The following is a 21,341-nucleotide window of genomic DNA, read 5'->3' as shown; positions in this document are numbered from 1 at the left end:
GGCTCTGCGTTTCTCGGGCCGGCCTGCCGACGAGCTGCCCGTGAACCTCGATCCTCAGATCGCCGAACTTTTGCCGGCGCTCAATGCGGGCTTCCCGCGCGTCGAGACGATGACCGGTCCGCAGGCACGGGCGGCAATTCGCGACCGCCGGCAGCTGCCCGGCGAGCCGGAGCCGGTCGGCGGTGTCGCCGAGCGCAGCGTGGCCGGCGCCGGGGGGCTGATCCCGGTCAGAATCTACCGGCCCGCAACGGCAGCTGATGCGGTGTTGCCGGTAGTGGTATTCGCGCACGGCGGTGGATTCGTGTTCTGCGACCTGGACTCTCACGACGGACTCTGTCGGGCCATGGCGAACGGGCTGGGCTCGGTGGTGGTGTCGGTCGACTACCGGCTGGCGCCGGAGGCGCGCTGGCCGGCGGCTGCCGACGACGTGTACGCGGCGACCGCTTGGGCGGCGCGCAACGCCGAGCGGTGGGGCGCGGATCCGGGTCGGCTGGTGATCGCCGGGGACAGCGCCGGCGGGAATCTTGCCGCGGTCACCGCGATGATGGCCCGCGACCGTGGCGGACCGGAGATCGCTTGTCAGGCACTGATCTACCCGGTGATCGCCGCGGACTTCTCGACCGCGTCCTACCGGAGGTTCGGGGAAGGCTTCTACAACACCGCCGCGGCCATGGCTTGGTACTGGGATCAGTATCTGCCCGGCAGCACCGACCGCACCCACCGCTACGCCTCGCCGATCCAGGACGTACGCGTCGGGCTACCCCCGGCCGTGGTGATCACCGCGGGCTGCGACCCGCTGTGCTCTGAGGGGCAGGCCTATGCGGCGGCCCTGGCATCCTCGGGCGTTGCGACCACCCACCGCGACTATCCGGGTGCCATCCACGGGTTCTTGACCATGCCGATGTTGCAGCTGGCGCGGCGCGCCCGACAGACGTTGTGGGCCGACATCGCGGAGTTCTTGAGGGGCTGAGGTTCGGCCCTGCCCGCGTACCGCTCAGCGGGACTTCCGCTTGAACCGTCCCGCCGTGCTTCGCACACTTGACCCACTGACCGTTCAGGGGAGAACCATCGTGTCGCCAGTGATCAGCATCGCCGAGGCGTCCGGACGCGCGGCCGCGGCAACCTCGTTGTGGCGCGCGGAACGGCTGGGCCGTCCTATCGAATCCCTGCGAGATATGTCCCCGGGGCTGAACATCGATGACGCATATGCGATTCAGCGGCGCAACATCGCGCGCAGAGTCGACGCCGGCTCGGCGATCTGCGGGCACAAAGTCGGACTGTCCTCCCCGATGATGCAGCAGACGGTCGGGGTGTATGAGCCGTGCTACGGCCACCTGCTCACCGACATGATGGCCCACGACGGCGATACCGTGAAACTGTCCGGACGGTACCAGCCCCGGATCGAAGTCGAGGTCGCATTTGTGCTCGGTGACCGGCTTCCTGGGCACGGTTGCACTGAACGCGATGTGCTCGCCGCCACCGACTACGTCACCGCAGCGATCGAGGTGATCGACAGTCGCATCCAGGATTGGCGTATCGGCATTGTCGACGCGATCGCGGACAACGCCTGCGCCGCGCGATTCGTGCTGGGCTGGCAGGGCTGTTCGCCGTCAGCCGCGGACCTGGCCGACATCGATGCGGTGCTCTACTCCGGTCACGCGGGACGCGAGGTCGTCGTCACGCGGGGTAACACCGGTACGGTGCAGGGCAATCCGGCGGCCGCGGTGGCCTGGCTGGCTCGCACTGTCGCACGATCCGGGGTGCGTCTGGAAGCGGGCCACACCATTCTGTCGGGGGCGTGCACCGATGCCTTCGATGTCGGTGTGGGCGATCGATTCCGGGCCGAATTGGCCGGCATCGGCAGCGTCTCTGTCGAATTCTGGTGAACCGCCGGTCTTAATGCGGCGGTTCCAGTTTCGCCTCTCCTTCGTCGAGGCTCGCTGAACCGCCGGCTCAGGATTCGATAACGTCGAATCCCTTGTAGCCGGCCTCGGCAACCGCGGCGATGATCTGACCGTATACACCGAATCCACCGATGAAGGGCATGAAGACCCGCGGCCGGCCCGGGATGTTGGCGCCCAGATACCACGAGTTCGCTTGCGTCATAAGGGTCCCTGCCGCACGCTGCGAGCATTCGGCACCCCACTCGGCGGCCGCGTCCCGGCGCGCTTCCAGAGCGATCGCGTCGTGGGCGACCAGATAGCCGATAGCGTCGGCGATCCAGTCGACATGCAGCTCCGAATGCAGCACCATGTTGGCCAACACCGAGGGGCTGCCGGGTCCGGTGAGGTTGAACAGATTCGGGAAGCCCGGAATCCCCAATCCCAGATAGGTGTTCGGGCCGTCGGCCCATGCCTCATTGAGGGTCTGACCGTCGCGGCCCACGACCCGCAACTTTTCAACCGATCCGGTCATCGCGTCGAATCCGGTCGCGAACACCAGGGCATCGAGCTCGTAGTGCGCGTCGGACGTGTGCACACCCGTGGCGTCGACCCGTTCGATTGGCGTAGACCGAAGATTCACCAGGGATACGTTGTCCCGGTTGAAGGTCTGAAAATAGTTCGAGTCGGTGCAGATTCGCTTGGTGCCGATCGGATGATCTTTGGGAATCAACAGTTCCGCCGTCGCCGGATCGTCGATGACAGCACGCACCTTCTCCTCCCAGAACGCCCGTGCGGTGTCGTTGGCCTCGATCGTGGTGGATTGGTCGGCGAAAGTCTTGGCGAACAGCACGCCGCCGAGCTGCCAGCGCTTCTCATAGGCGTCACGAAGTTCTTCGGGGGAGGCTTCAACGGCCAGTTTCGGGTGGGGCCGGTGCGGTGAACCGCCGCCGCTGTCCATCGACAGCCGCCGGCGTTCGGCATAGCCGGCCTTCTGGGCCTGCCTAGTGGCGTCATCGAGCGGGATGTTGCCGGCCGGCACACTATAGTTGGCGGTGCGCTGGAACACGTTCAAATGGGCCGCTTGCGCAGCGATAGGCGGAATCACCTGAATGCCGGACGAGCCGGTACCAATGACGCCGACCCGCTTGCCGGTGAAGTCGACGCCTTCGTGCGGCCACCGTCCGGTGTGATAGATCTGCCCGCCAAAGGTGTCCAGCCCATCGATCGCCGGGATGTTCGCATTCGACAGCGGGCCGACCGCCAGCACACAGAATTTGGCTGACACCACGTCGCCACTGTCGGTGCGGACCTCCCAGCGCAGCGCAGTCTCGTCGAGGGCCATGTCGGTGACCCGGGTGGCGAACCTGATGTGCCGCCGCAGGTCGAAACGGTCCGCGACGTGATTCAGGTAGGCCAGGATCTCCGGCTGGGTGGCGTACTTTTCGGTCCAGTCCCATTCCTGTTGCAAGTCTTGGTCGAACGAGTACGAATAGTCGACGCTTTCCACGTCGCAGCGTGCCCCGGGGTAGCGGTTCCAGTACCAGACGCCGCCCACACCGTCGGCGGCCTCGAACGCCTGTACCGACAGACCGTCGCGGCGGAATCGGTGTATCGCGTAGAGCCCGCCGAAGCCGGCACCGATCACTACGACATCAACGGAGCTCGTCATGCAAGGAAGCTACCGACGCGGCCAGAGCCTGGAACAGGGGTTGTCCCGCTGGGTGGGAATTGAGGCGGGCGCTATTTCCCGCTGTGGTTGTGTGCAGTAGATGAGCCTGGCTTGCGGCAGGTGGGAAAAGGAGATTGTTGCGATGAAACCGGATTCGGACCGACTCTCGGCGGTGGTAGCCCTGGTCACCGGCGGTGCTCGAGGGCTCGGCGCAGCATTCGCCCACCGCATCGCCGGCCTCGGCGGCAAGGTGGTCATCGCCGACCTGCTCGACGATGAGGGGGGCCAGCTGGCCAAGGAGCTCGGTCCGAATGCGCGTTACATCCACCTGGACGTCACCGATACCGCGCAGTGGGCCGATGCGGTGTCCTATGCGAGTGCCGAATTCGGATCGCTCAACGGTCTGGTCAACAACGCCGGCATCGCGACCGGACAGTTCATCGAGCATGAACCCGTCGACCACTTCCGTACGGTGCTGGAGGTCAACCTGGTGGGCGGGTTCAACGGTATTCAGGCTGTGATCGGGTCGATGAGGGCCGCCGGTGGTGGCTCGATCGTGAACATCTCCTCTGCGGCCGGTCTGATGGGGCTCCCGCTCACGGCGGGCTACGGAGCCTCCAAGTGGGGCGTGCGGGGGCTGACGAAGATCGCGGCGGCCGAACTCGGCACCGACCGGATCAGGGTCAACTCGGTACACCCCGGAATGACATACACCCCGATGACCGCCGAAGTCGGTATTCAACTCGGCGAGGGCAACTACCCCAACACCCCAATGGGACGGGTCGGTGTCCCCGACGAAATCGCCGGTGCGGTCACTTATCTGCTCTCGGATGACGCCGCCTACGTGACCGGGGCCGAGATCGCCGTGGACGGCGGCTGGACGGCCGGCCCCACAGTGAAATACGCGATGGGCCAATAGGAGATGAGCCGGTCGGCCGACAATCTGGTCCTGTTGGCCGGCGCGGCCGCCGCGGGCTCCGACGAGGGCGCGTACATCACCGGCTGCGAAATCCGTATCCGCGGGGTCGTGCACGCTTAGCGTGGAACTATGGCAGCTGCTGGCCGCGGGGACCCGCCGACGTCGATGGTTGCTCGGGTCGCGCTGATCATGAACGTGTTCGAGCCCGGCGAGTGTCTGCGGCTCGATCAAGTGGTGTCGCGCACGCAGCTGCCACGCTCCTCGGTTCATCGCATCCTCAACCAGCTGCATTCCGCCGGGTTGCTGCGTCACCGCTCCGACGGATACACGCTGGCGGCCTCATCACTTCCGGTGACCCGGATGGTCGAGTACTCCCAGCTACGTGCCGTCGCCTCGCGGACACTCGAACGGCTCCACGCAGATACCGGATTGGTGGTCCACCTCGGCGTGCTGCTCGGCGGTGAAGTCGTATATCTGGACAAGGTGGCCGGGCGCAGCGGAGTCGTGCTGCCGACCCGGATCGCCGGCCGTACCCCCGCGAATGCCAGTGCGCTGGGCAAGGCGATGCTCGCGCAGCTCCCGGCTGAAGAGGTCGACTCGGTGTTCAGCGGGCCGTTGACCAGGCTCACCCGGACCACGATCGTGGAACTGGCCACCCTGCACCAAGAGTTGACCCGAATCCGGTCCCGGAACGGCCTGGCCTACGACAACGAGGAACTGACCGTCGGTCTGTGCAGTGTCGCCGCCCCGATCCGCACCAGCGACGGGGAAGTGGCTGGTTTGTCACTGACAGGTACGTTGCCGATGCACCGGTTGCAGCGCACTGCGCCGTTCGTGATGCGCGCTGTCGGCCGTATCTCCCACTATCTGGGCAGAGCTGATCCCGAAGCGGCGGTGCGGGGTTCGCAAGCTTCGGTGAGCGAAACCGACACCATGCTGTCCCGGGTACTGCGCACCCTGACCTCTGATGCGTGGGTGTAGCTCAGCGGGTGCGGCTCACAAGATGAATTCGTCGACTTTCAAACCGAATGCGAACTGACCCACGACCGAAAGCACCCGCTCGGAGTCGTTGGACACGTGCATGCGGGCAGTCTGTACATCGCGCCAGACCCGCTCCACCAGCCCGTCGAGATCCGGTCCGGACCGCTCGACGAACCATCGGATCACCTGCGCCGCGCGTTCGAACGCCATCACCTGGTCGCGTCTGCCACGCAACAACAGCGCGGCGTCCGGGAATTGATCGCCGGTCGCGCAGATCATGAATTCGTCTATATTGCGTGCGATTTGCCGTATCGACAGCTGCACGCCGGTACTCGCGAGCGCTATCGCGTCCAGGGGGCCGCTGAAGGCCGGGCGGCGCGCAGCAAGCAGCCCGAGCGCGGCACCAATCACCGGCACGGTCCCGGCATGTGTGTACAACACTGTCTGTGGAAGTCGGTAGAGCGGCGCCAGGCCGGGGCGTGGCTGCTGGCTGACACCAAAGGTGCGGTAGTGCGGCACTATCGCACGGGAGACCACCACTTCGTCGGCGCCGATACCGCGTAGACCCAGGCCATTCCAGTTCGACTCGATCGTGAAGTCCTCACGGGGCACCAGAGCGACAGTGAAGTCCTGGGCGGCGCCGTCCTCGCCGACCAGCACCGCCCCGGCCATCAGCCACGACGCGTGTTGCGCGCCCGCGCAACGGCTCCACCTGCCGGACAGGCGAAATCCCCCGCTGGTCTGTTCCAGCCGCCCAGTGGGCGCGTAGGACTCGCAGAGCAACGCTCGTGGGTCGTCGGCCCAAACATCGCGCTGAGCCCGCTCGTCGAACAGTGCTAGGTGCCAGGCGTGCACGCCCAACATCGCGGCCAGCCAACCTGTCGAGGTACATGCCGCCGCGATGTCGCGGCTGGCGGTCAGATACTCGTCCGGGTGGGCCTGCATCCCCCCGAATGCGGCGGGCCGCAGCATCGCGAAGAACCCGGCTTCGTGCAGGCCGTCGATAATGTCGTCGTGGACAGCGCCGTTGCGGTCGACGTCGGCCGCCGCCTCGGCGATCGCCGGAAGTAGCGCGCGGACCGCCTCGACGGTCATGCGACGCCGCCGACGCGTTCCAACTCTGCGGCGTTCGGGCCCAGCGCGTCGACACCCGAAAGCCGTTTCATACGATCAGCCTAATGAACTGCGGCACAACAGCCGCTTCGTTTCGGTCAAACTTGGATACCATTCCTCATCGCACAAGGAGGTGGGAGTGGCCCGGCCGTCTACCGTGCACAGCGTCGCGCGCGAGATCCTCGATGCGGTGGCGCCGATCCTTGCTGTTGAGGACGAAAAGCTGCCGTCGACACCACAATTGACGGCAGTGCTGCAGCAGTGCGGCGGATGGCGAATGTTGCAGACGGTGCGCTACGGAGGCCCGGCGGTGGCGGCCGAAGAGTTCGTCGAGGCGGTCTCGGAACTTGCCGCGCTGGACGCTTCGCTGGGATGGCTTACCGCGATGTTCAACTCGGCCGCCCACGAGGTCGGCAGCCTGCCTGGCGCTGCCGCCGACGAAGTGTGGGGCGCTGACAGCACGGCGTTGATCGCGCCGGGCTACTGCTCGGAAGGACGCCTGGTACTCGCCGGTGCGGAATCCCGACTGACCGGCTGTTGGCACGCGGTCGGCGGCGCGGATCTTGCGGATTGGCTCCTGTTGACCGCTGACGACGACGGCGGCCGTTGCCGGGTGCTACTGCCCCGTGAGCAGGTGAGCGCCCAGCCGACGCGCAATCCGTCCGGACTGTTCGGACCCGACATCTGCGACGTCACCGTGTCCGACGTTGCCGTGCCGGCACACCGAATCTTCCAGTCTTTCGCGTCGATGTTGCCCGGCGCGGGGGCGGCCGCGACGGTGATCGGGGCAGCCGATGGAGTCTGGCAGCGGCACGTCCGGGAGATCCGCCAGCGACTGTCGGCCTCTTACGGCAGCGAGGAGGTGATGGACCGGCCATCGTCGACCGCGCATGTGGGTCGTGCTGCCTGCGATATCGACGCGGCCAGACTGCAACTCAGTGCAACGCTGCCGCCGCTCGGCGGCTCCGCCGACGCTGCAGCGCTGCGCGCGGCGGCATCAGAACAGTTGCAGGCCGCTGCACGAGTACGTGATGCGGCCGACGATCTGCTGGCCAGCAGCCGGAGGCATGCACTGGCCGCCTCGGATCCGGTTACGCGTTTATGGCAGGGCACGCACGTGTGCTTCCGGCTGACGGCGCGGCTGCTGGACGGCCTGTCAGACGGCTTCGTCGACTGACTCGGGTGCGGCCGGTGCCAAAGCCGCCAACTCGGCGAGCGCCCGGGGAAGGCCATCCGCGATCTCCCATGCGTTGGAGACATGGTCCCCGCAAGCGAGCGTGCAGATGGTCATCTGGTCCTCATAACTCCACCCGGTGAAGTTCAGGCCCATGGGGAACACCACCGGGCCCGTCGAGATGAGTTTTTCGATCGGCGCTCCAGCCCAGTACAGGCGGCGCTGAGGGCCCCGCATGTTCGATGCGATCAAGCTGAAGGTCGGCCGGCGGGTCATCCGCTCACTGACCAGTGGCAAAGCGCGGGAATAGAACCAGAACAGCGGCCAGTACTCCATCCAGTCGTGCTGCAGCAGGGCATCCCGCTCTGCCTGTACTTCGCGGGCCGTCTTCGTGGCGTCGGCGATCGCACGCAGACGTTCGACTGGATCGGCGATATCGGTCGCGAGCACCACGTTCCACCGCGCTACGTGGTTACCCCACTCCGTCTCGGCCCCCGGCGGCCGCATCGACACCGGGACCACCGCGGTCAGTGTCTCGACGGGCAGTTCACCGTTGCGGTCCAAGAAGTCGCGCAGCGCGCCGCTGCAAACGGCTAGGAAAACGTCGTTGACCGTGACGCCGAAAGCCTTGCTGAGCCGTTTGATGGCCGGCATGTCGCAGCTGTGATAGGCAAACCTGCGGCTGGTCGTCAGCGGTGCGTTGAACCGGGTTCCTGGTGCGGAGAATGCAGCGGCGTAGCCGGGCCTACCGGACTTCTGGCGACGGCGCATGATGCCGGCGACCCGCACGCTGCGGGCAATGATGCGGGGGAAGTTGAGTGCCGCGTCAGTCTGGTGGCGCAGCACCATCGGCAGCCATGTCGACAGCGCCGGGCGCTGCTCCACCGCCGGCGGTGTGGACGGCGGTAGGGGAACCGAAGCGTCGGGATCGGTGCTGTAGATGGTCTCGAGGAGCCGCAGGGAGGCCATGCCGTCGGCAATGGCGTGGTGAACCTTCAAGACGAAGGCGACCCGGCCGTCGGCGAGACCATCGACGTACCACAGTTGCCACGGTGGGCGGTGCCGCTCGGTGTCGGATTCCAGGATCTCGCCGATCACCGCCGCCAGTTCGCAATCACCGCCGGGCGCCGCCGCTGTCGTGTGCTTGACGTGGTAATCCAGGTCGATGCTGGGGCGCGCGACCCACCAGGGCCGGCCGAACCCCAAGCGCGGCATCAGCAACTGCCATTGCAGCGGTTCGACGTGTTGCACCAACGCCGGAACGGCGGCCCGGACCGTGTCCAGGGTGACCGCCTCACGCCCCTTGCTCGGGTCGAGCACGACTGCCTTGATCGTGTACTGCGGCTGTACGTCGTTCTCCCATGCGAAGAAACTGTTGTCCTCGCCCTTCAGGCGGCGCATTTCTCACCTCACTGGCTGCATTGGCTGGCACGCACGTCGCTTTCACGGCGCTCCGGCGTGTGGCTTGAGTCACTGTGGCATGCGGCTGTGTCGGGGAAGACCGTTTGTCTCACCCAGTGAGACGCAGCGGCTCGGAAGCGGCCCGTGCCGCCATATGGTGCAGCTTGTGAAGCCAGAGAAACCCCCTGGACCAGGGCGACTGGCGTTGTGGACCGCTTACTCGCTCCCGGTCGGGGATGTGGTCTGCAGCCACTCGAAGGGAGTGCCCCATGAGCCGACCGACCCCCGACTCGATGAAGCGCGAGACCGCCGGCCGGATGGGTGCGGCGTTCGCGTCGATCGCTGCTGGAAATGGCAACGCAGCTGAGGTACGGGCCAACTTGAAAGCCAGTCGCCGGCCGGCCGTCCCGGTTCCGGTGGCGCGCATCGAGGAGCGCCTCATTCCGGGCCCCGTTGGGGCGACGTCGCTGCCCGTGCGGATCTACTACCCGGCCGGTGCGGGCGAGTCCGGTGAACGGCCGCCGGTGCTGGTCTACTTCCACGGCGGCGGATTCGTGTTGTGCGACCTCGATTCTCACGACTCGTGCTGCCGGCGGCTGGCGAACGGAACGGGGGCCGTGGTGGTGTCAGTCGACTACCGGTTGGCGCCCGAACACCCGTTCCCGGCGGCGGTACAGGACGCCTGGTCTGCCACCGAATGGGTGGCCGGCCATGCCGAGGAACTCGGCGCTGACTCGGCGCGGCTGGTGGTCGCCGGGGACAGTGCGGGCGGCAACCTTGCCGCGGTGGTGGCCATGGTTGCCCGCGATCGAGGCGGACCGGAGATCGCATTCCAAGTGCTGATCTACCCCGTCGTCGACCAGCGGCGCAAGTCGTCGACGGCCAGCCGGCACGCTAAGAACGGCGTGCTCACCGGGTCGCATATGCAATGGTTCACCGAGCAATACCTGGGCAGTGACGGCGACCGCAGCAATGTGCTGGCCTCGCCGATCCTCGGCGAGTTCGCCGGACTGCCGCCTGCGCACGTGGTGACGGGAACGCAGGACCCGCTGTGCGAGGAGGGCGAAGACTTCGCGGGCCGGCTGCGCGGCGCTGGAGTTCCGGCCACGGTACGGCGCTACGACGACGGCTTTCACGGCTTCTTCAATCTGGCCGACCACCTGCCGTTGGCTCGTGAAGCCAACGAGGACGTGTGCGCCGTCTTGCGCAACGCCTTGGGCACCAAGACATCCCGACCATCCCTCACCGACTCAGCAGAAGAAGAAAGGGCGCGATGAAACTGCAGAACAGCCGAGTGCTCATCACCGGCGCCAGCCGCGGGCTCGGCAGACGCATTGCCGAAGTGCTGACTGCGCATGGCTGCGCTGTGGCTCTGGTGGCGCGCGACGGTGCTGCCCTCGAGGAGTTGGCCAAGGAACTGGGCGGCAAGGCCTACCCGACCGACCTGTCCGACCCGGCGGCGGTGGAGGCGCTGATCGGCCGGGTCGAAGCCGACGGCCCGCTGGACGTGCTGATCAACAATGCCGGCGTCGACCATGTCGGCCGGTTTCACGAGGCAACCCCTGCGCAGATACGCAACCTCCTGCAGATCAACCTGGCAGCGCCGATGGAACTGTGTCGCCAGGTGATACCGGGCATGGTGGCGCGTGGTCGCGGCCATATCGTCAACGTGTCGTCGATGGGCGCCATCTCGCAGGGGCCCGGACTAACCCTGTACGGGTCGTCGAAGGCCGGGCTGAGCCACTTCACCGCCGGTATCCGCGGTGAGCTACGGGGGAAGCCGGTCGGCACCACGCTGGTGCAGATCGGCGAGGTCAAGACGGACATGATCGACCACATTCGGGCATTCGGGCCGGCCCGGCGCACCATTGAACGGTCTATTCGGTGGCGGATGATTCCCCGCGAATCGCTTGACCCGGTGGCGGTATCGGAGGCCATCGCGGGGGCGATCGAACGCAACCGCCGGCACGTCATCATGCCGCGCAACATCGTTCCGATGGCGAAGTTCACCGAGTTCCCCCGGCGCGTTTCCGAACTGATGTTGACCGGTATCGATCAGGATCGCGACTGATGGCGGGCGTGGATCTGACCGGGAAGGTCGCAGTCATCACCGGAGCAGCGCGCGGTCAGGGTGCCGCCGAGGCCCGGTTGTTCACCGAGCTCGGTGCACGGGTGGTGCTGACCGATGTGCTGGACGACGAGGGGGAGCGGATCGCCACCGAACTCGGGGGCCGGTTCGTGCGGCACGACGTCGCGGACGAGGCCGGGTGGGCGGCCGTGGTTGAGACTGCGGTCAGCGAGTTCGGGCGCCTCGACGTGCTGGTCAACAATGCCGCGATCTGCCAGTCGGTTCCGCTCCTTGAGCAGTCCGCCGCGGGTTTCAAGGCGATGCTGCGGGTCAACCTCATCGGCGCGTTTCTGGGCGTCAAGGCGGTGGCCGAGCCGATGCGAGCCAGCGGTGGAGGGTCGGTGATCAACGTGTCATCGCAGGCCGGGTTGCAGGGCCTGGCCGGCTACAGCGCCTACGGGGCGTCGAAGTGGGGGCTGCGTGGCATGACCAAAGTCGCCGCAATCGAGTTGGGGCCCTATGGGATTCGCGTCAACTCGGTGCATCCCGGCATGATCGACACCCCGATGGTCGCGCACCTGGGCATCCAGCCCGGCCCGGGTGGGCATCCGGGAGCACCGCTGACCCGCATCGGGTTGCCCTCCGAAGTCGCCGATGTGGTCGCCTTCCTGGCCTCGGATGCCTCGGCGTATGTGACCGGAGCAGAACTGGCCGTCGACGGCGGGGCGAGCGCAGGCAAGATCCCTACCCCGACACCGTGACCGGCAACGTCCGGCGTTAGCGTGTCTAAAGAGTTTCGGGATCTTTGAGGAGACACATGCCGGCCGAGCTGAGCCACGACGAGACCCTGCGCGAGGTCACCACCGAGCAAGGGGTGCTGCGCTACCACGAAGCCGGGGACGGGCCGACGCTGCTGATGCTGCACGGCTCCGGTCCGGGCGTGACCGGTTGGCGCAACTACCGTGGCCTGCTGCCCGCGTTCGCCGAGCACTTCCGCTGTCTGGTGCTGGAGTTCCCCGGGTTCGGGGTCAGCGACGACTTCGGTGGGCATCCTATGGTGACCGCGTTCGGTGCGGTGCCGGCGTTCGTTGAAGCCCTCGGCCTGGACAAGTTCAGCATCGTGGGCAACTCGATGGGCGGCGGCGTCGGGATCGGCTATGCGATCGGCAACCCCGACAAGGTGAGCAAGCTGGTGACCATCGGTGGCATCGGCACCAACCTGCTCAGTCCGGGACCGGCCGAGGGCATCCGGTTGCTGCAGGACTTCGTCGACAACCCGAGCCGCGACGCGCTGGTGCGGTGGCTGCACTCGATGGTCTACGACCCGTCGGTGGTCACCGACGAACTCATCGAGGAGCGGTGGGCACTGGCCACCGACCCCGACACCTTGGCCAGCGCCCGGCGGATGTACGGCAAGGAAGCCTTCACCAACATGGTGAAGATGATGCAGGCGTCCAAGGGCCCGCTGCCGTGGGCGATGATGCACCGGCTCAAGACACCGACGCTGGTCACCTGGGGCCGAGACGACCGGGTCAGCCCGCTGGACATGGCGCTGATCCCGATGCGGACCATCCCCGACGCCGAGGTGCACGTGTTCCCCAACTGCGGGCACTGGACCATGATCGAGGCCAAGGACGCCTTCACCCGCGTGGTGCTGGAGTACCTGACGCGCGACTGACGCGGGTAATCCAGCCCCCCGGGGCAGCCGGTCTTTAGAAGCTGAAGCTGAACAGGGCGTGGTCGTAGAGGCCGAGCCCGTTGAGCAGGTCGTCGATGGTTGCGTCATCGGCGCCGACGTTGGTGAGCAGATCGTTCAGGCTGTCGTTGAGCAGGCTCAGCCCTGAACCGTTCAGTCCGGCGATCAGGGCGTCCAGGGTGGTGCTCGAGAGGCCGAGGGAATCGAGCATGCCGCCCACCGTGGCACCCAACGGAATCAGGCCGGAGCCCAGCAGGTCGCCCAGGGTGGTGTTGTCCAGGCCCAGCCCGCCCAGCAGGCTCTCGACCGACATGTTCAGCGGGAGCGTGGGCAGCAGCTGGCCGAGGGTGGCGCCATCCAGGCCCAGGACGTCGAGTGCGCTGCTGAGATCGATGCTGCCGATACCGGCGGCCGGGTCGGTCAGCAGAGTTGCCAGGCCGGGGAAGATGGCGGCGTCGCTGAGTCCGGCGACCTCCAGCAGCCCGCCCAGCGTGGTGATGTTGTTGAGGCCCGGGATCACCCCGACCCACTCCAGCAAGGTGTTGAGGAAGATGGCATTCCCGCCGAGGTCGGTGAGGATCGTGCTGAGTTGAACGTTGCTCATGCCCAGCCCGTTCACCACGTCACCGAACGTGACGTCGTTCAGGCCCGGCACGGCGGCGCCCAGGGCGGTCAGGATGGGCGCCAGGTCTTTCATCTCCATGTCGCCGAAGCCCAGGCCGGTCACCAACTGGTCCAGGGTGACGCCGCTCAGGCCCAGCCCGTCGACCAGGCCAAGGGCCAGGGCTCCGACGTTCTGGCCGCCCAGGCCCAGGCCGTCGACCAGGCTGCCCAGCGTGACATCGTCCAGGCCGAGCCCGTCGACCAGTCCGTTGAGCAGGCCGGCCAGCCCGACATCGGCGAGTCCGAGACCACCGACCAGCGTCCCCACCGTGGTGTGGCCCAGGCCCAACCCGTCGACCAGGCCGGGAAGCAGGGTGCTCAGTTGGTCGTCGCCCAGGCCCAGGAAGTTGACGATCTGCGCCAGCGTCACGTGCCCGAGGCCGAACATGTCGGCCATCGGGCCGAGGGGGAACAGGCCGACGGTGCCGTCGTCGATGACGATGAAGCCCAAGTTGGTGGCGTCCGCAGCGGACGCGGCGACCGCGGTGAGTTCGACCGCCCGGTTCTGGAGGGCCGGCAGTTGAGGCGCCGCGGGTGCGACGGCGACGAGGGCGGCGCTGGTAACCGTGAGGCTGCCGGTGATAAACGGATTCCGCGTGAGCTGCATAGTTGTTCTCCCCCAAGTCGAATGAACTGACTACAACCTGAGACCCTATACGGGTTTTCGTAAGAAAAAGCGCAGGAAACGTGAACCGGGATTCCCGGCGCCCACCTCGTGGGTGGTCCGCGTGTTTGCTGTACCAGCGTCCGATGTGGGGCAGAACCGACCACGCAATGCCGGCTGATTGCGGTATCCGGGGGTTGCCGCCGCGCGGGCCTAGGGTGGACCGACGAGCTCCGTCTGCGTTCTGGAGCCCCCTGTCAGGATTGAACTGACGACCTGCGCTTTACAAGAGCGCTGCTCTACCACTGAGCTAAGGAGGCGGGTCTAGCGCTGCCAGTTTAAGCGGCGGGCCGCCCCCAACTGCGCAGCGGGTTCAGCTCTGCGGATCGGTCGGGTCCTGGTCGATCACCCGTTGGGAGCGCACCGTCCGGGTCGACGAGCGGCGGCTGGATCGGCGCGGCAGCAACGGAATCCGCTCGGCGATGTTGCTCAGCGGATTGACCACCATGGTCAGCGCGATCACCGCCTCCTGCAAGGTCTCGATCGCCGGCTCCAGAGCCTCCATCCCGGGAGCGAGTCGGCTCAGGGTGTCGGCGACACCGGCGAGCTGCTCCAGGGGTCCGTTGCGGGCGGTCAGCTTGTCGATCAGTCCGCCCTCGGACAGCAGCCGGTCGGCCAGGCCGTCTTCGGCCAGCAGTCGTTCGATCAGCCCGTCTTCGTCGGTCAGTTGATCCACCAGGCCGCCGGGCTGTAAGGCCCGCTGCAGCCCGCCACCCTCGGCGGTGAGCCGGTCGATGACTCCGCCTGGCCCGGTCAGCTGGTCCACCAGGCCGCCCGGTGCCAGCAGCCGGTCGGCCGGCCCACCCGGCGCCAATGCACGTCCCAGGGGTGCGTCGTCGTCCATCAATTTGGCCAGCCGGTTGGCCCGGGCAATGGTGTCGTCCAGGCCCAGCATGTGTGCCATCGAGCTGTTCGACCCCTGCTTTCCGGCGTCGCCGAGGGCCTGGCGAGCCAGTCCGAGCGCCGTCGTGGCCACGCCCAGACCGGCGTCTGCGATCGACAGGCCGATGCGCGCCGGGGCGGTGGACACGGCAATCAGCTGCTTGACCAGGCTCACCAGGCCAGTCTAGGGGGCATTCGGAGCGGGCATCGGCTAGTTTGATTGACAGTAAACATGCAGCCGATATCCAGGTGGTTTTCACCGGACCGCGAGGGAATTGACGCTATGGGAGCAACAGCCGCGCATGACGCTGCACCGGAGGCCCGCGTTCTGGTCGTCGATGACGAGACGAACATCGTGGAACTGCTGTCGGTCAGCCTCAAATTCCAGGGTTTCGAGGTCTACACCGCTTCCAGCGGACCGGCGGCGCTGGACCGCGCGCGCGAGGTCCGGCCGGACGCGGTGATCCTTGACGTGATGATGCCGGGCATGGACGGATTCGGGGTACTGCGCCGGCTACGTGCCGACGGCATCGACGCCCCGGCGCTGTTCTTGACCGCCCGCGACTCGCTGCAGGACAAGATCACCGGGCTGACCCTCGGCGGCGACGACTACGTGACCAAGCCGTTCAGCCTGGAGGAGGTGGTGGCGCGGCTACGGGTCATCCTGCGCCGGGCGGGCAAGGGTGCCCAGGAACCGCGCAACTCGCGGCTGGCGTTCGCCGACATCGAACTCGACGAGGACACCCACGAAGTGTGGAAGTCCGGCCAACCGGTGTCGTTGTCACCCACCGAGTTCACGCTGCTGCGGTACTTCGTGATCAACGCCGGCACGGTGCTGAGCAAGCCGAAGATCCTCGACCACGTCTGGCGCTATGACTTCGGCGGCGACGTCAACGTAGTGGAGTCCTATGTCTCCTACCTGCGGCGCAAGATCGACACCGGCGAGAAGCGTCTGCTGCACACGCTGCGCGGAGTCGGTTATGTGCTGCGCGAGCCGCGATGAACGCGAGCCGCGACGAACGACGGCGGCCCGTGAAGGCCGGAAACGAGTTGTAGGTCGAAATTTATGGGGACGGTCAAACCCCTTCGGGACATCTTGCCGCTGAAAGTCAGCCTGGTCGCTGCCACCCTGGCCATGGTGGCCATCGGGTTGCTGGCGCAGGGGTACGCCGTGAACACGATCCTGCGGCATCGGCTGATCAGCAGGATCGACGCCACGCTCATCGACGCCGCCCACGGCTGGGCGCTGGAACAGCGCGGGCGGCTGCCGTCGAGGGAGGGGGAGGACCCCAGTCCCGGCCGGCCGCCGACGAGCTTCTACGTCCGCGACGTCGATCCCGACGGCAGCATCTGGACCGTCGTCAATGACCAGAACGCAGAGCCTTTGCTGCCGCCGGACAACGACGTGGGATCGGTGCCGATCACGATCGGCTCCGTGGACGGGTCGGGTGTGCAGTGGCGGGCGTTGTCGGTGCACGGCGAGAACGGCAGACTGATCACCGTCGCCCGGGATCTGTCCGATCCCCGGGCCACGTTGCGCTACCTGGCCTGGTCGCGGGTGGCGATCGACGTAGCGGTGCTGCTGGTGCTGGGCGCCGCCGGGTATCTGGTGGTCAATCGCAGCTTGCGGCCGCTCGCCGAGGTCGAACGGACCGCGGCGGCTATCGCTGCCGGTCAGTTGGGCAGTCGTGTACCCGAACGTGATCCGCGTACCGAAGTCGGACGGCTCACATTGGCGCTCAACGGCATGCTGGCGCAGATCCAAGAGGCAGTGGCCTCCTCAGCGGACTCGGCGGAGAGCGCGCGGATCTCCGAGGAGCGGATGCGGCGGTTCATCACCGATGCCAGCCACGAACTGCGCACTCCGCTGACCACGATTCGCGGCTTTGCCGAGCTGTATCGGCAGGGGGCTGCCCGCGATGTGGAGTTGTTGATGTCGCGCATCGAAAGTGAAGCGCGCCGGATGGGGCTGCTCGTCGAGGACCTGCTGCTGCTGGCCAGAACCGACGCGCAGCGTCCGCTGGAGCGGCACTGGGTCGACCTGTTGGTGTTGGCCACCGACGCTGTGCACGACGCGCGGGCCATCGCACCGAATCGGGCCGTGGAGCTCGAGGTGTTCGACGGCCCAGGAACTCCGGAGGTGCTCGGCGACGAAGCGCGGCTGCGGCAGGTGCTGAGCAACCTGGTCTCCAACGCGCTGCAGCACACCCCCGATGGGACGGCGATCACCGTGCGGGTCGGCACCGAGGGCGATGACGCCATCCTCGAGGTCGTCGACCAGGGGCCCGGGATGAGCGAGCAGGACGTGGAGCGGGTCTTCGAACGGTTCTTCCGGACCGACTCCTCGCGGGCGCGGGCCAGCGGCGGCACCGGATTGGGGCTGTCGATCGTCGACTCGCTGACCCGGGCGCACCACGGCTCGGTGACCGTCAGTTCGCCGCCGGGCCAGGGCTGCACGTTCCGCGTCTCGCTACCGCGTCTTGCCGACACCGCGGCCCGCTCGGCCGAGTTGCCCGCTGAGATCGTCTGATTCTCAGGCCAGTTCGGCCAGTGCGGCCTTGATCTTGGCCTGCGCTTCGTCGAGTGATTCCGCTGAAGGGTTGCGATCTACGCCAGCGAAACCGAAGTCGGACAGGCTGCGGGTCGGGAAGACGTGGACGTGCAGGTGGGGAACCTCTAGGCCGGCGATGATCATGCCGGCCCGCTCGGTGTCGAACGCTCGGCACACCGCTTTGCCGATCTTCTGCGCCACCGCCATAACCTGGGCGAAGGCGGCGCCGTCGATGTCTTGCCACTGGTCGATCTCGGTTCGGGGCACGACCAGGGTGTGGCCCTGGGTCATCGGCTCGATGGTCAAGAAGGCGACGACGTCGTCGTCCTCGTAGACGAATCGACCCGGCAGCTCCCGGTTGATGATTTTGGTGAACACGGTGGTCATGGGATCAGCATATGCGCCGAGTGCCAGATTAAACGGCCGCTGCTGCGTATTATCGAGGACGAGCTGATACCCATCGTGCGGGCTTGCCACGCCGGAGGCGGAGGAGATGAGATGTCATCTGTCGCAACATTTCTCAGCAGTCCTAAGGCAGTGGGAAACTGGAATCTGGATCCCGGGCAATCAAGCATCCGATTCGAGAACGGAACCATGTGGGGCGCGCTGAAGGTCCGCGGCGCGTTTACCGAATTCAGCGGCAGCGGCGAGATCAAGAACGACAAGACGGTGTCGGGCAGGGTCGATATCAAGGCCGCCTCGATCAACACCGGACTGGGCACCCGCGACCACGATCTGCGCCGATCGAACTTCTTCAACACCGACCACTACCCCGACATCACCGTCGTGGTCACCGGTGGGGAGCCGGCCGGAGGAGATGTCGCTCGGCTGGAGGCCGAACTGACCGTCAAGGGCATCACCGGGCCGTTGCCGCTGAAAGTCGAGGTGACCCCGATCGAAGACGGCGGGGTACGGCTGACCACCGAGACGACCGTCACCCGCAAGCAGTTCGCGGTGGAAGGGAACTTTCTGGGCATGGTCGGCAACCGGACCAGGCTCAGGGCCAGCCTGGTCTTTCGACCCGCTTAGTTCCTCGTTGACTCTGCGCTGAGGGCGGGTGCTTCTCGCACTTCTTCGCCCTCAGCGCAGAGTCAACTGGTGGGTTAGCGGTCGGCGGAGTCTTAACGCCGACCCGCTGCGCCCGGCTCCGCCACGCTAGCGGTCGGCGTCGGTGTAGCGGATGATGCCGCGAATGTTCTTGCCGTCCAGCATGTCCTGGTAGCCCTCGTTGATCTGCTCCAGCTTGTACTGGCGGGTCACCATGTCGTCCAGGTTCAGCTTGCCGACCTTGTACATCGACAGCAGCTGCGGGATGTCGTACTGCGGGTTTCCGCCGCCGAAGATGGTGCCTTGCAGGTTCTTCTGCAACAACGTCAGCATCGCCAGGTTGAGCGTGACCTGGTTGTCCAGCATGGAACCCATCGCGGTGAGCACGCAGGTGCCGCCCTTGGCGGTCAAGATCATGTAGTTGTCGACGTCGGCGCCGTGTACCTCGCCGACGGTGACGATCACCTTGCGGGCCATCAGGCCGGCGGTGACCTCCATCATGCCGCCCATCGCGGCGAAGATGTCGGGGTAGACGTGGGTGGCGCCGAACTTCAGCGCCTGGTCGCGCTTCCAGTCCACCGGGTCGATGACGAAGATGTTGCGGGCACCGGCGTTGACCGCGCCCTGCAGTGCTGACATGCCCACCCCGCCGACGCCGACGATCGCGACGTCTTCACCCGGGCGGATGTCGGCGCTGCGGACGGCCGAGCCGTAGCCCGTGGTGACACCGCAGCCCACCAGGCAGGCCACCTCGAACGGAATCGACGGGTCGATCTTCACCACCGAGGACTTGTGCACCACCATCCACGGCGAGAAAGTGCCCAGCAGTGTCATCGGGTAGACACCCTCGCCGCGAGCGGTGACGCGGAAGGTGCCGTCGCTGACCGCCACGCCATTGAGCAGCCCGGCGCCCAGGTCGCACAGGTTGCGCAGTCCGGACTGACAGGTCGGACACATGCCACACGACGGGATGAAGGACAGCACCACGTGGTCGCCGGGGGCGATGTCTTCCACCCCCGGGCCGACCTCGGTGACGATGCCGGCGCCCTCGTGTCCACCGAGGACCGGGAAGCCGGCCATGGGGATGCTGCCAGTCATCAGGTGGTGGTCGGAGTGGCACATACCGGCCGCCTCCATCTGAATCTTGACCTCGTCTTTCTGGGGGTCACCGATCTCGATCTCCTCGACCGACCACGGCTTGTTGAACTCCCAGAGCAACGCACCCTTTGTCTTCACCGCGAACCTGCTTTCCTTTTGAATTTCTCCGACGTCCGGCAGTCCCCTGCTCGGAGCCTATAACCGACTACGGGGCGGCGGGAAGGTTCGTTCGAACCCCTTCAAACCCCTGGGCCCGCACCGCCGAGTCGCGCTGCCGACGGCCTAGCCGTGGTAGGCGACCTGCAGATCCTTGACGCCGTTGATCCAGCCGGAACGCAGTCGCTGCGGCTCGGCCACCTTCGCGATATCCGGGAGCTGGTTGGCGATTTCGTCGAAGATCAGCCGGATCTCCATCCGGGCCAAGTTGGCACCGATGCAGTAGTGGGTGCCCTGCCCGCCGAACGCCAGGTGCGGGTTGGGATCGCGCAGGATGTCGAAACTGAACGGCCGGTCGAAGACCTCTTCGTCGTAGTTTGCCGAGCTGTAGAACAGTCCGACCCGCTGCCCTTTGCCGATGGCCACCCCGCCGAGCTCGGTGTCGATTTTCGCGGTGCGCTGGAAGCAGTGCACCGGGGTCGCCCAGCGCACGATCTCGTCGACGGCGGTCTCGGGCCGTTGCCGCTTGTAGAGCTCCCACTGATCGGGGTTTTCGGCGAACGCGTTGATGCCGTGCGTCATGGCGTTGCGGGTGGTCTCGTTGCCCGCCACCGCCAGCAGGATGACGAAGAACGCGAACTCGGTCTCGCCGAGGGATTCGCCGTCGATGTCGGCCTGGACCAATCGGGTGACGATGTCGTCGGCCGGACAGCGCCGCCGCTCCTCGGCCATGGTGTAGGCGTAGCCCATCAACTCGGCGTTGGCCATCGCCGGATCGGAATCGAAATCCGGGTCATCGGTGTTCATGATCGAGTTGGTCCAGTGAAACAGCTTCTCCCGATCGGCCTCGGGAACCCCGAGCAGATCGGCGATCGCCAACAGCGGCAGTCGCATCGCGATGTCGTCGACGAAATTGCCGCTGTCCTTCTCGGCCGCCGCGGCGACGATCTCGCGGGCCGACTGGGCCAGCTTCTCCTCCAGCGCACCCACGGAGCGGGGCGTGAACAGTCGCGACACCAGCTTGCGCAGCCGGGTGTGCTCGGGCGGGTCGTGGTTGATCAACAACGCCTTGGTCAGATCCAACTGGTCGGCGGTGATGCCGTCGGGCAGGCGCATGACCGCGCCCTTGGCATTGGTCGACCACACGTCGTTGTCGCGCGAGATCTCTTTGATGTGTTGGTGTTTGCTGATGACCCAGTAGCCGCCGTCATCGAAGATGTTGCTGTGTGCGGCCTGTTCGTTCCACCAGATCGGCGCTGTCTTGCGCAGTTCGGCGAACTCGGTGATCGGCATGCCGTGGAGTAGGACGTCCGGATCGGTGAAGTCGAAACCAGAACCGAACGGACAAGCTGATTGCGTTGATGTCAAGACGAACA

General features: G+C 66.4%; 20 protein-coding genes and 1 tRNA gene. 12 read left to right on the top strand and 9 right to left on the bottom strand.

What is annotated here, in order from left to right; translation table 11 throughout:
* Positions 1-40: 40 nt before the first annotated feature.
* Entirely contained in the window at positions 41-970 is a 930-nt protein-coding gene (locus ACKY0W_RS19045; protein WP_409435356.1) for an alpha/beta hydrolase, read from the top strand.
* A 100-nt stretch (positions 971-1,070) separates the two neighbouring features.
* The gene (locus tag ACKY0W_RS19040) at positions 1,071-1,886 is read left to right on the top strand and encodes a 2-keto-4-pentenoate hydratase (protein ID WP_409435355.1); all 816 of its coding nucleotides are present in this window, start codon (positions 1,071-1,073) and stop codon (positions 1,884-1,886) included.
* Between the two features lie 67 nt (positions 1,887-1,953).
* Here ACKY0W_RS19040 and ACKY0W_RS19035 read toward each other — a convergent pair whose 3' ends face one another.
* Entirely contained in the window at positions 1,954-3,552 is a 1,599-nt protein-coding gene (locus ACKY0W_RS19035; RefSeq protein ID WP_409435354.1) for a flavin-containing monooxygenase, read from the bottom strand.
* 142 nt (positions 3,553-3,694) lie between these two features.
* On the opposite strand from ACKY0W_RS19035, the gene ACKY0W_RS19030 reads away from it, so the two are divergent.
* Both ACKY0W_RS19030 and ACKY0W_RS19025 read left to right on the top strand, forming a co-directional pair.
* Positions 3,695-4,471, top strand: coding sequence for an SDR family oxidoreductase (locus ACKY0W_RS19030; RefSeq protein ID WP_409435353.1), 777 nt, complete (start codon positions 3,695-3,697; stop codon positions 4,469-4,471).
* Positions 4,472-4,600: 129 nt separating this feature from the next.
* Positions 4,601-5,452, top strand: a complete 852-nt coding sequence (locus ACKY0W_RS19025; protein WP_409435352.1) for an IclR family transcriptional regulator — start codon at positions 4,601-4,603, stop codon at positions 5,450-5,452.
* 15 nt (positions 5,453-5,467) lie between these two features.
* Here ACKY0W_RS19025 and ACKY0W_RS19020 read toward each other — a convergent pair whose 3' ends face one another.
* Entirely contained in the window at positions 5,468-6,547 is a 1,080-nt protein-coding gene (locus ACKY0W_RS19020; protein ID WP_409435351.1) for an acyl-CoA dehydrogenase family protein, read from the bottom strand.
* Between the two features lie 157 nt (positions 6,548-6,704).
* Between ACKY0W_RS19020 and ACKY0W_RS19015 the strand changes: the two genes are divergently transcribed.
* Positions 6,705-7,742 carry a hypothetical protein gene (locus tag ACKY0W_RS19015; protein ID WP_409435350.1) on the top strand — a complete coding sequence of 346 codons (1,038 nt, stop codon included), beginning with the start codon at positions 6,705-6,707 and terminating at the stop codon, positions 7,740-7,742.
* Here ACKY0W_RS19015 and ACKY0W_RS19010 read toward each other — a convergent pair.
* Complete coding sequence (locus tag ACKY0W_RS19010) at positions 7,722-9,140, bottom strand: wax ester/triacylglycerol synthase family O-acyltransferase (RefSeq protein ID WP_409435349.1); 1,419 nt, start codon at positions 9,138-9,140, stop codon at positions 7,722-7,724. The two genes, ACKY0W_RS19015 and ACKY0W_RS19010, sit on opposite strands and share 21 nt — an antisense overlap.
* 269 nt (positions 9,141-9,409) lie before the next feature.
* Between ACKY0W_RS19010 and ACKY0W_RS19005 the strand changes: the two genes are divergently transcribed.
* From ACKY0W_RS19005 to ACKY0W_RS18990, 4 genes are read left to right on the top strand one after another with little or no spacing between them, the layout of a single operon-like run.
* Positions 9,410-10,417 carry an alpha/beta hydrolase gene (locus tag ACKY0W_RS19005; protein WP_409435348.1) on the top strand — a complete coding sequence of 336 codons (1,008 nt, stop codon included), beginning with the start codon at positions 9,410-9,412 and terminating at the stop codon, positions 10,415-10,417.
* Positions 10,414-11,211 carry an SDR family NAD(P)-dependent oxidoreductase gene (locus tag ACKY0W_RS19000; RefSeq protein WP_409435347.1) on the top strand — a complete coding sequence of 266 codons (798 nt, stop codon included), beginning with the start codon at positions 10,414-10,416 and terminating at the stop codon, positions 11,209-11,211. Before ACKY0W_RS19005 ends, ACKY0W_RS19000 begins: the two co-directional genes overlap by 4 nt.
* The gene (locus ACKY0W_RS18995) at positions 11,211-11,969 is read left to right on the top strand and encodes a glucose 1-dehydrogenase (RefSeq protein ID WP_409435346.1); all 759 of its coding nucleotides are present in this window, start codon (positions 11,211-11,213) and stop codon (positions 11,967-11,969) included. The genes ACKY0W_RS19000 and ACKY0W_RS18995 overlap by 1 nt, the downstream gene beginning before the upstream one ends.
* A 56-nt stretch (positions 11,970-12,025) precedes the next feature.
* Positions 12,026-12,886, top strand: a complete 861-nt coding sequence (locus ACKY0W_RS18990) for an alpha/beta fold hydrolase (protein WP_409435345.1) — start codon at positions 12,026-12,028, stop codon at positions 12,884-12,886.
* 34 nt (positions 12,887-12,920) lie between these two features.
* On the opposite strand, the gene ACKY0W_RS18985 is transcribed toward ACKY0W_RS18990, so the two are convergent.
* The 3 genes from ACKY0W_RS18985 to ACKY0W_RS18975 form a co-directional block, all read right to left on the bottom strand.
* Positions 12,921-14,174, bottom strand: a complete 1,254-nt coding sequence (locus ACKY0W_RS18985; protein ID WP_409435344.1) for a hypothetical protein — start codon at positions 14,172-14,174, stop codon at positions 12,921-12,923.
* A gap of 242 nt (positions 14,175-14,416) precedes the next feature.
* Positions 14,417-14,491, bottom strand: a tRNA-Thr gene (locus tag ACKY0W_RS18980).
* Positions 14,492-14,544: 53 nt separating this feature from the next.
* The gene (locus ACKY0W_RS18975; RefSeq protein WP_409435343.1) at positions 14,545-15,288 is read right to left on the bottom strand and encodes a hypothetical protein; all 744 of its coding nucleotides are present in this window, start codon (positions 15,286-15,288) and stop codon (positions 14,545-14,547) included.
* A 108-nt stretch (positions 15,289-15,396) separates the two neighbouring features.
* Between ACKY0W_RS18975 and ACKY0W_RS18970 the strand changes: the two genes are divergently transcribed.
* Both ACKY0W_RS18970 and ACKY0W_RS18965 read left to right on the top strand, forming a co-directional pair.
* Positions 15,397-16,116, top strand: a complete 720-nt coding sequence (locus tag ACKY0W_RS18970) for a response regulator transcription factor (protein WP_406759622.1) — start codon at positions 15,397-15,399, stop codon at positions 16,114-16,116.
* 63 nt (positions 16,117-16,179) lie between these two features.
* A complete protein-coding gene (locus ACKY0W_RS18965; RefSeq protein ID WP_409435342.1) occupies positions 16,180-17,643 on the top strand; it encodes a sensor histidine kinase in 1,464 nt (487 codons plus the stop codon).
* 3 nt (positions 17,644-17,646) lie between these two features.
* Here ACKY0W_RS18965 and ACKY0W_RS18960 read toward each other — a convergent pair whose 3' ends face one another.
* Complete coding sequence (locus tag ACKY0W_RS18960) at positions 17,647-18,051, bottom strand: HIT family protein (protein WP_409435341.1); 405 nt, start codon at positions 18,049-18,051, stop codon at positions 17,647-17,649.
* Positions 18,052-18,162: 111 nt separating this feature from the next.
* Between ACKY0W_RS18960 and ACKY0W_RS18955 the strand changes: the two genes are divergently transcribed.
* Entirely contained in the window at positions 18,163-18,693 is a 531-nt protein-coding gene (locus tag ACKY0W_RS18955) for a YceI family protein (protein ID WP_409435340.1), read from the top strand.
* Positions 18,694-18,819: 126 nt separating this feature from the next.
* Here ACKY0W_RS18955 and ACKY0W_RS18950 read toward each other — a convergent pair whose 3' ends face one another.
* Positions 18,820-19,947 carry an NDMA-dependent alcohol dehydrogenase gene (locus ACKY0W_RS18950; RefSeq protein ID WP_409435339.1) on the bottom strand — a complete coding sequence of 376 codons (1,128 nt, stop codon included), beginning with the start codon at positions 19,945-19,947 and terminating at the stop codon, positions 18,820-18,822.
* A gap of 144 nt (positions 19,948-20,091) precedes the next feature.
* Positions 20,092-21,333, bottom strand: a complete 1,242-nt coding sequence (locus ACKY0W_RS18945; RefSeq protein WP_409435338.1) for a cytochrome P450 — start codon at positions 21,331-21,333, stop codon at positions 20,092-20,094.
* Positions 21,334-21,341 lie beyond the last annotated feature (8 nt).

Source organism: Mycobacterium sp. SMC-14, from assembly GCF_046250075.1.
GTDB lineage: Bacteria > Actinomycetota > Actinomycetes > Mycobacteriales > Mycobacteriaceae > Mycobacterium.
Note: the sequence above shows the minus strand (reverse complement) of the source record. Positions and strands in the feature narration are given on the sequence as shown.

Bases quoted from the DNA above. Each gene is read 5' to 3' on its own strand.
- ACKY0W_RS18965 (WP_409435342.1), top strand. From the start codon at position 16,180: ATGGGGACGGTCAAACCCCTTCGGGACATCTTGCCGCTGAAAGTCAGC.
- ACKY0W_RS19010 (WP_409435349.1), bottom strand. From the start codon at position 9,140: ATGCGCCGCCTGAAGGGCGAGGACAACAGTTTCTTCGCATGGGAGAAC.
- ACKY0W_RS19000 (WP_409435347.1), top strand. From the start codon at position 10,414: ATGAAACTGCAGAACAGCCGAGTGCTCATCACCGGCGCCAGCCGCGGG.
- ACKY0W_RS19035 (WP_409435354.1), bottom strand. From the start codon at position 3,552: ATGACGAGCTCCGTTGATGTCGTAGTGATCGGTGCCGGCTTCGGCGGG.
- ACKY0W_RS18995 (WP_409435346.1), top strand. From the start codon at position 11,211: ATGGCGGGCGTGGATCTGACCGGGAAGGTCGCAGTCATCACCGGAGCA.
- ACKY0W_RS18970 (WP_406759622.1), top strand. From the start codon at position 15,397: ATGGGAGCAACAGCCGCGCATGACGCTGCACCGGAGGCCCGCGTTCTG.
- ACKY0W_RS18985 (WP_409435344.1), bottom strand. From the start codon at position 14,174: ATGCAGCTCACGCGGAATCCGTTTATCACCGGCAGCCTCACGGTTACC.
- ACKY0W_RS19020 (WP_409435351.1), bottom strand. From the start codon at position 6,547: ATGACCGTCGAGGCGGTCCGCGCGCTACTTCCGGCGATCGCCGAGGCG.
- ACKY0W_RS18955 (WP_409435340.1), top strand. From the start codon at position 18,163: ATGTCATCTGTCGCAACATTTCTCAGCAGTCCTAAGGCAGTGGGAAAC.
- ACKY0W_RS19025 (WP_409435352.1), top strand. From the start codon at position 4,601: ATGGCAGCTGCTGGCCGCGGGGACCCGCCGACGTCGATGGTTGCTCGG.
- ACKY0W_RS19030 (WP_409435353.1), top strand. From the start codon at position 3,695: ATGAAACCGGATTCGGACCGACTCTCGGCGGTGGTAGCCCTGGTCACC.
- ACKY0W_RS18990 (WP_409435345.1), top strand. From the start codon at position 12,026: ATGCCGGCCGAGCTGAGCCACGACGAGACCCTGCGCGAGGTCACCACC.
- ACKY0W_RS18960 (WP_409435341.1), bottom strand. From the start codon at position 18,051: ATGACCACCGTGTTCACCAAAATCATCAACCGGGAGCTGCCGGGTCGA.
- ACKY0W_RS19005 (WP_409435348.1), top strand. From the start codon at position 9,410: ATGAGCCGACCGACCCCCGACTCGATGAAGCGCGAGACCGCCGGCCGG.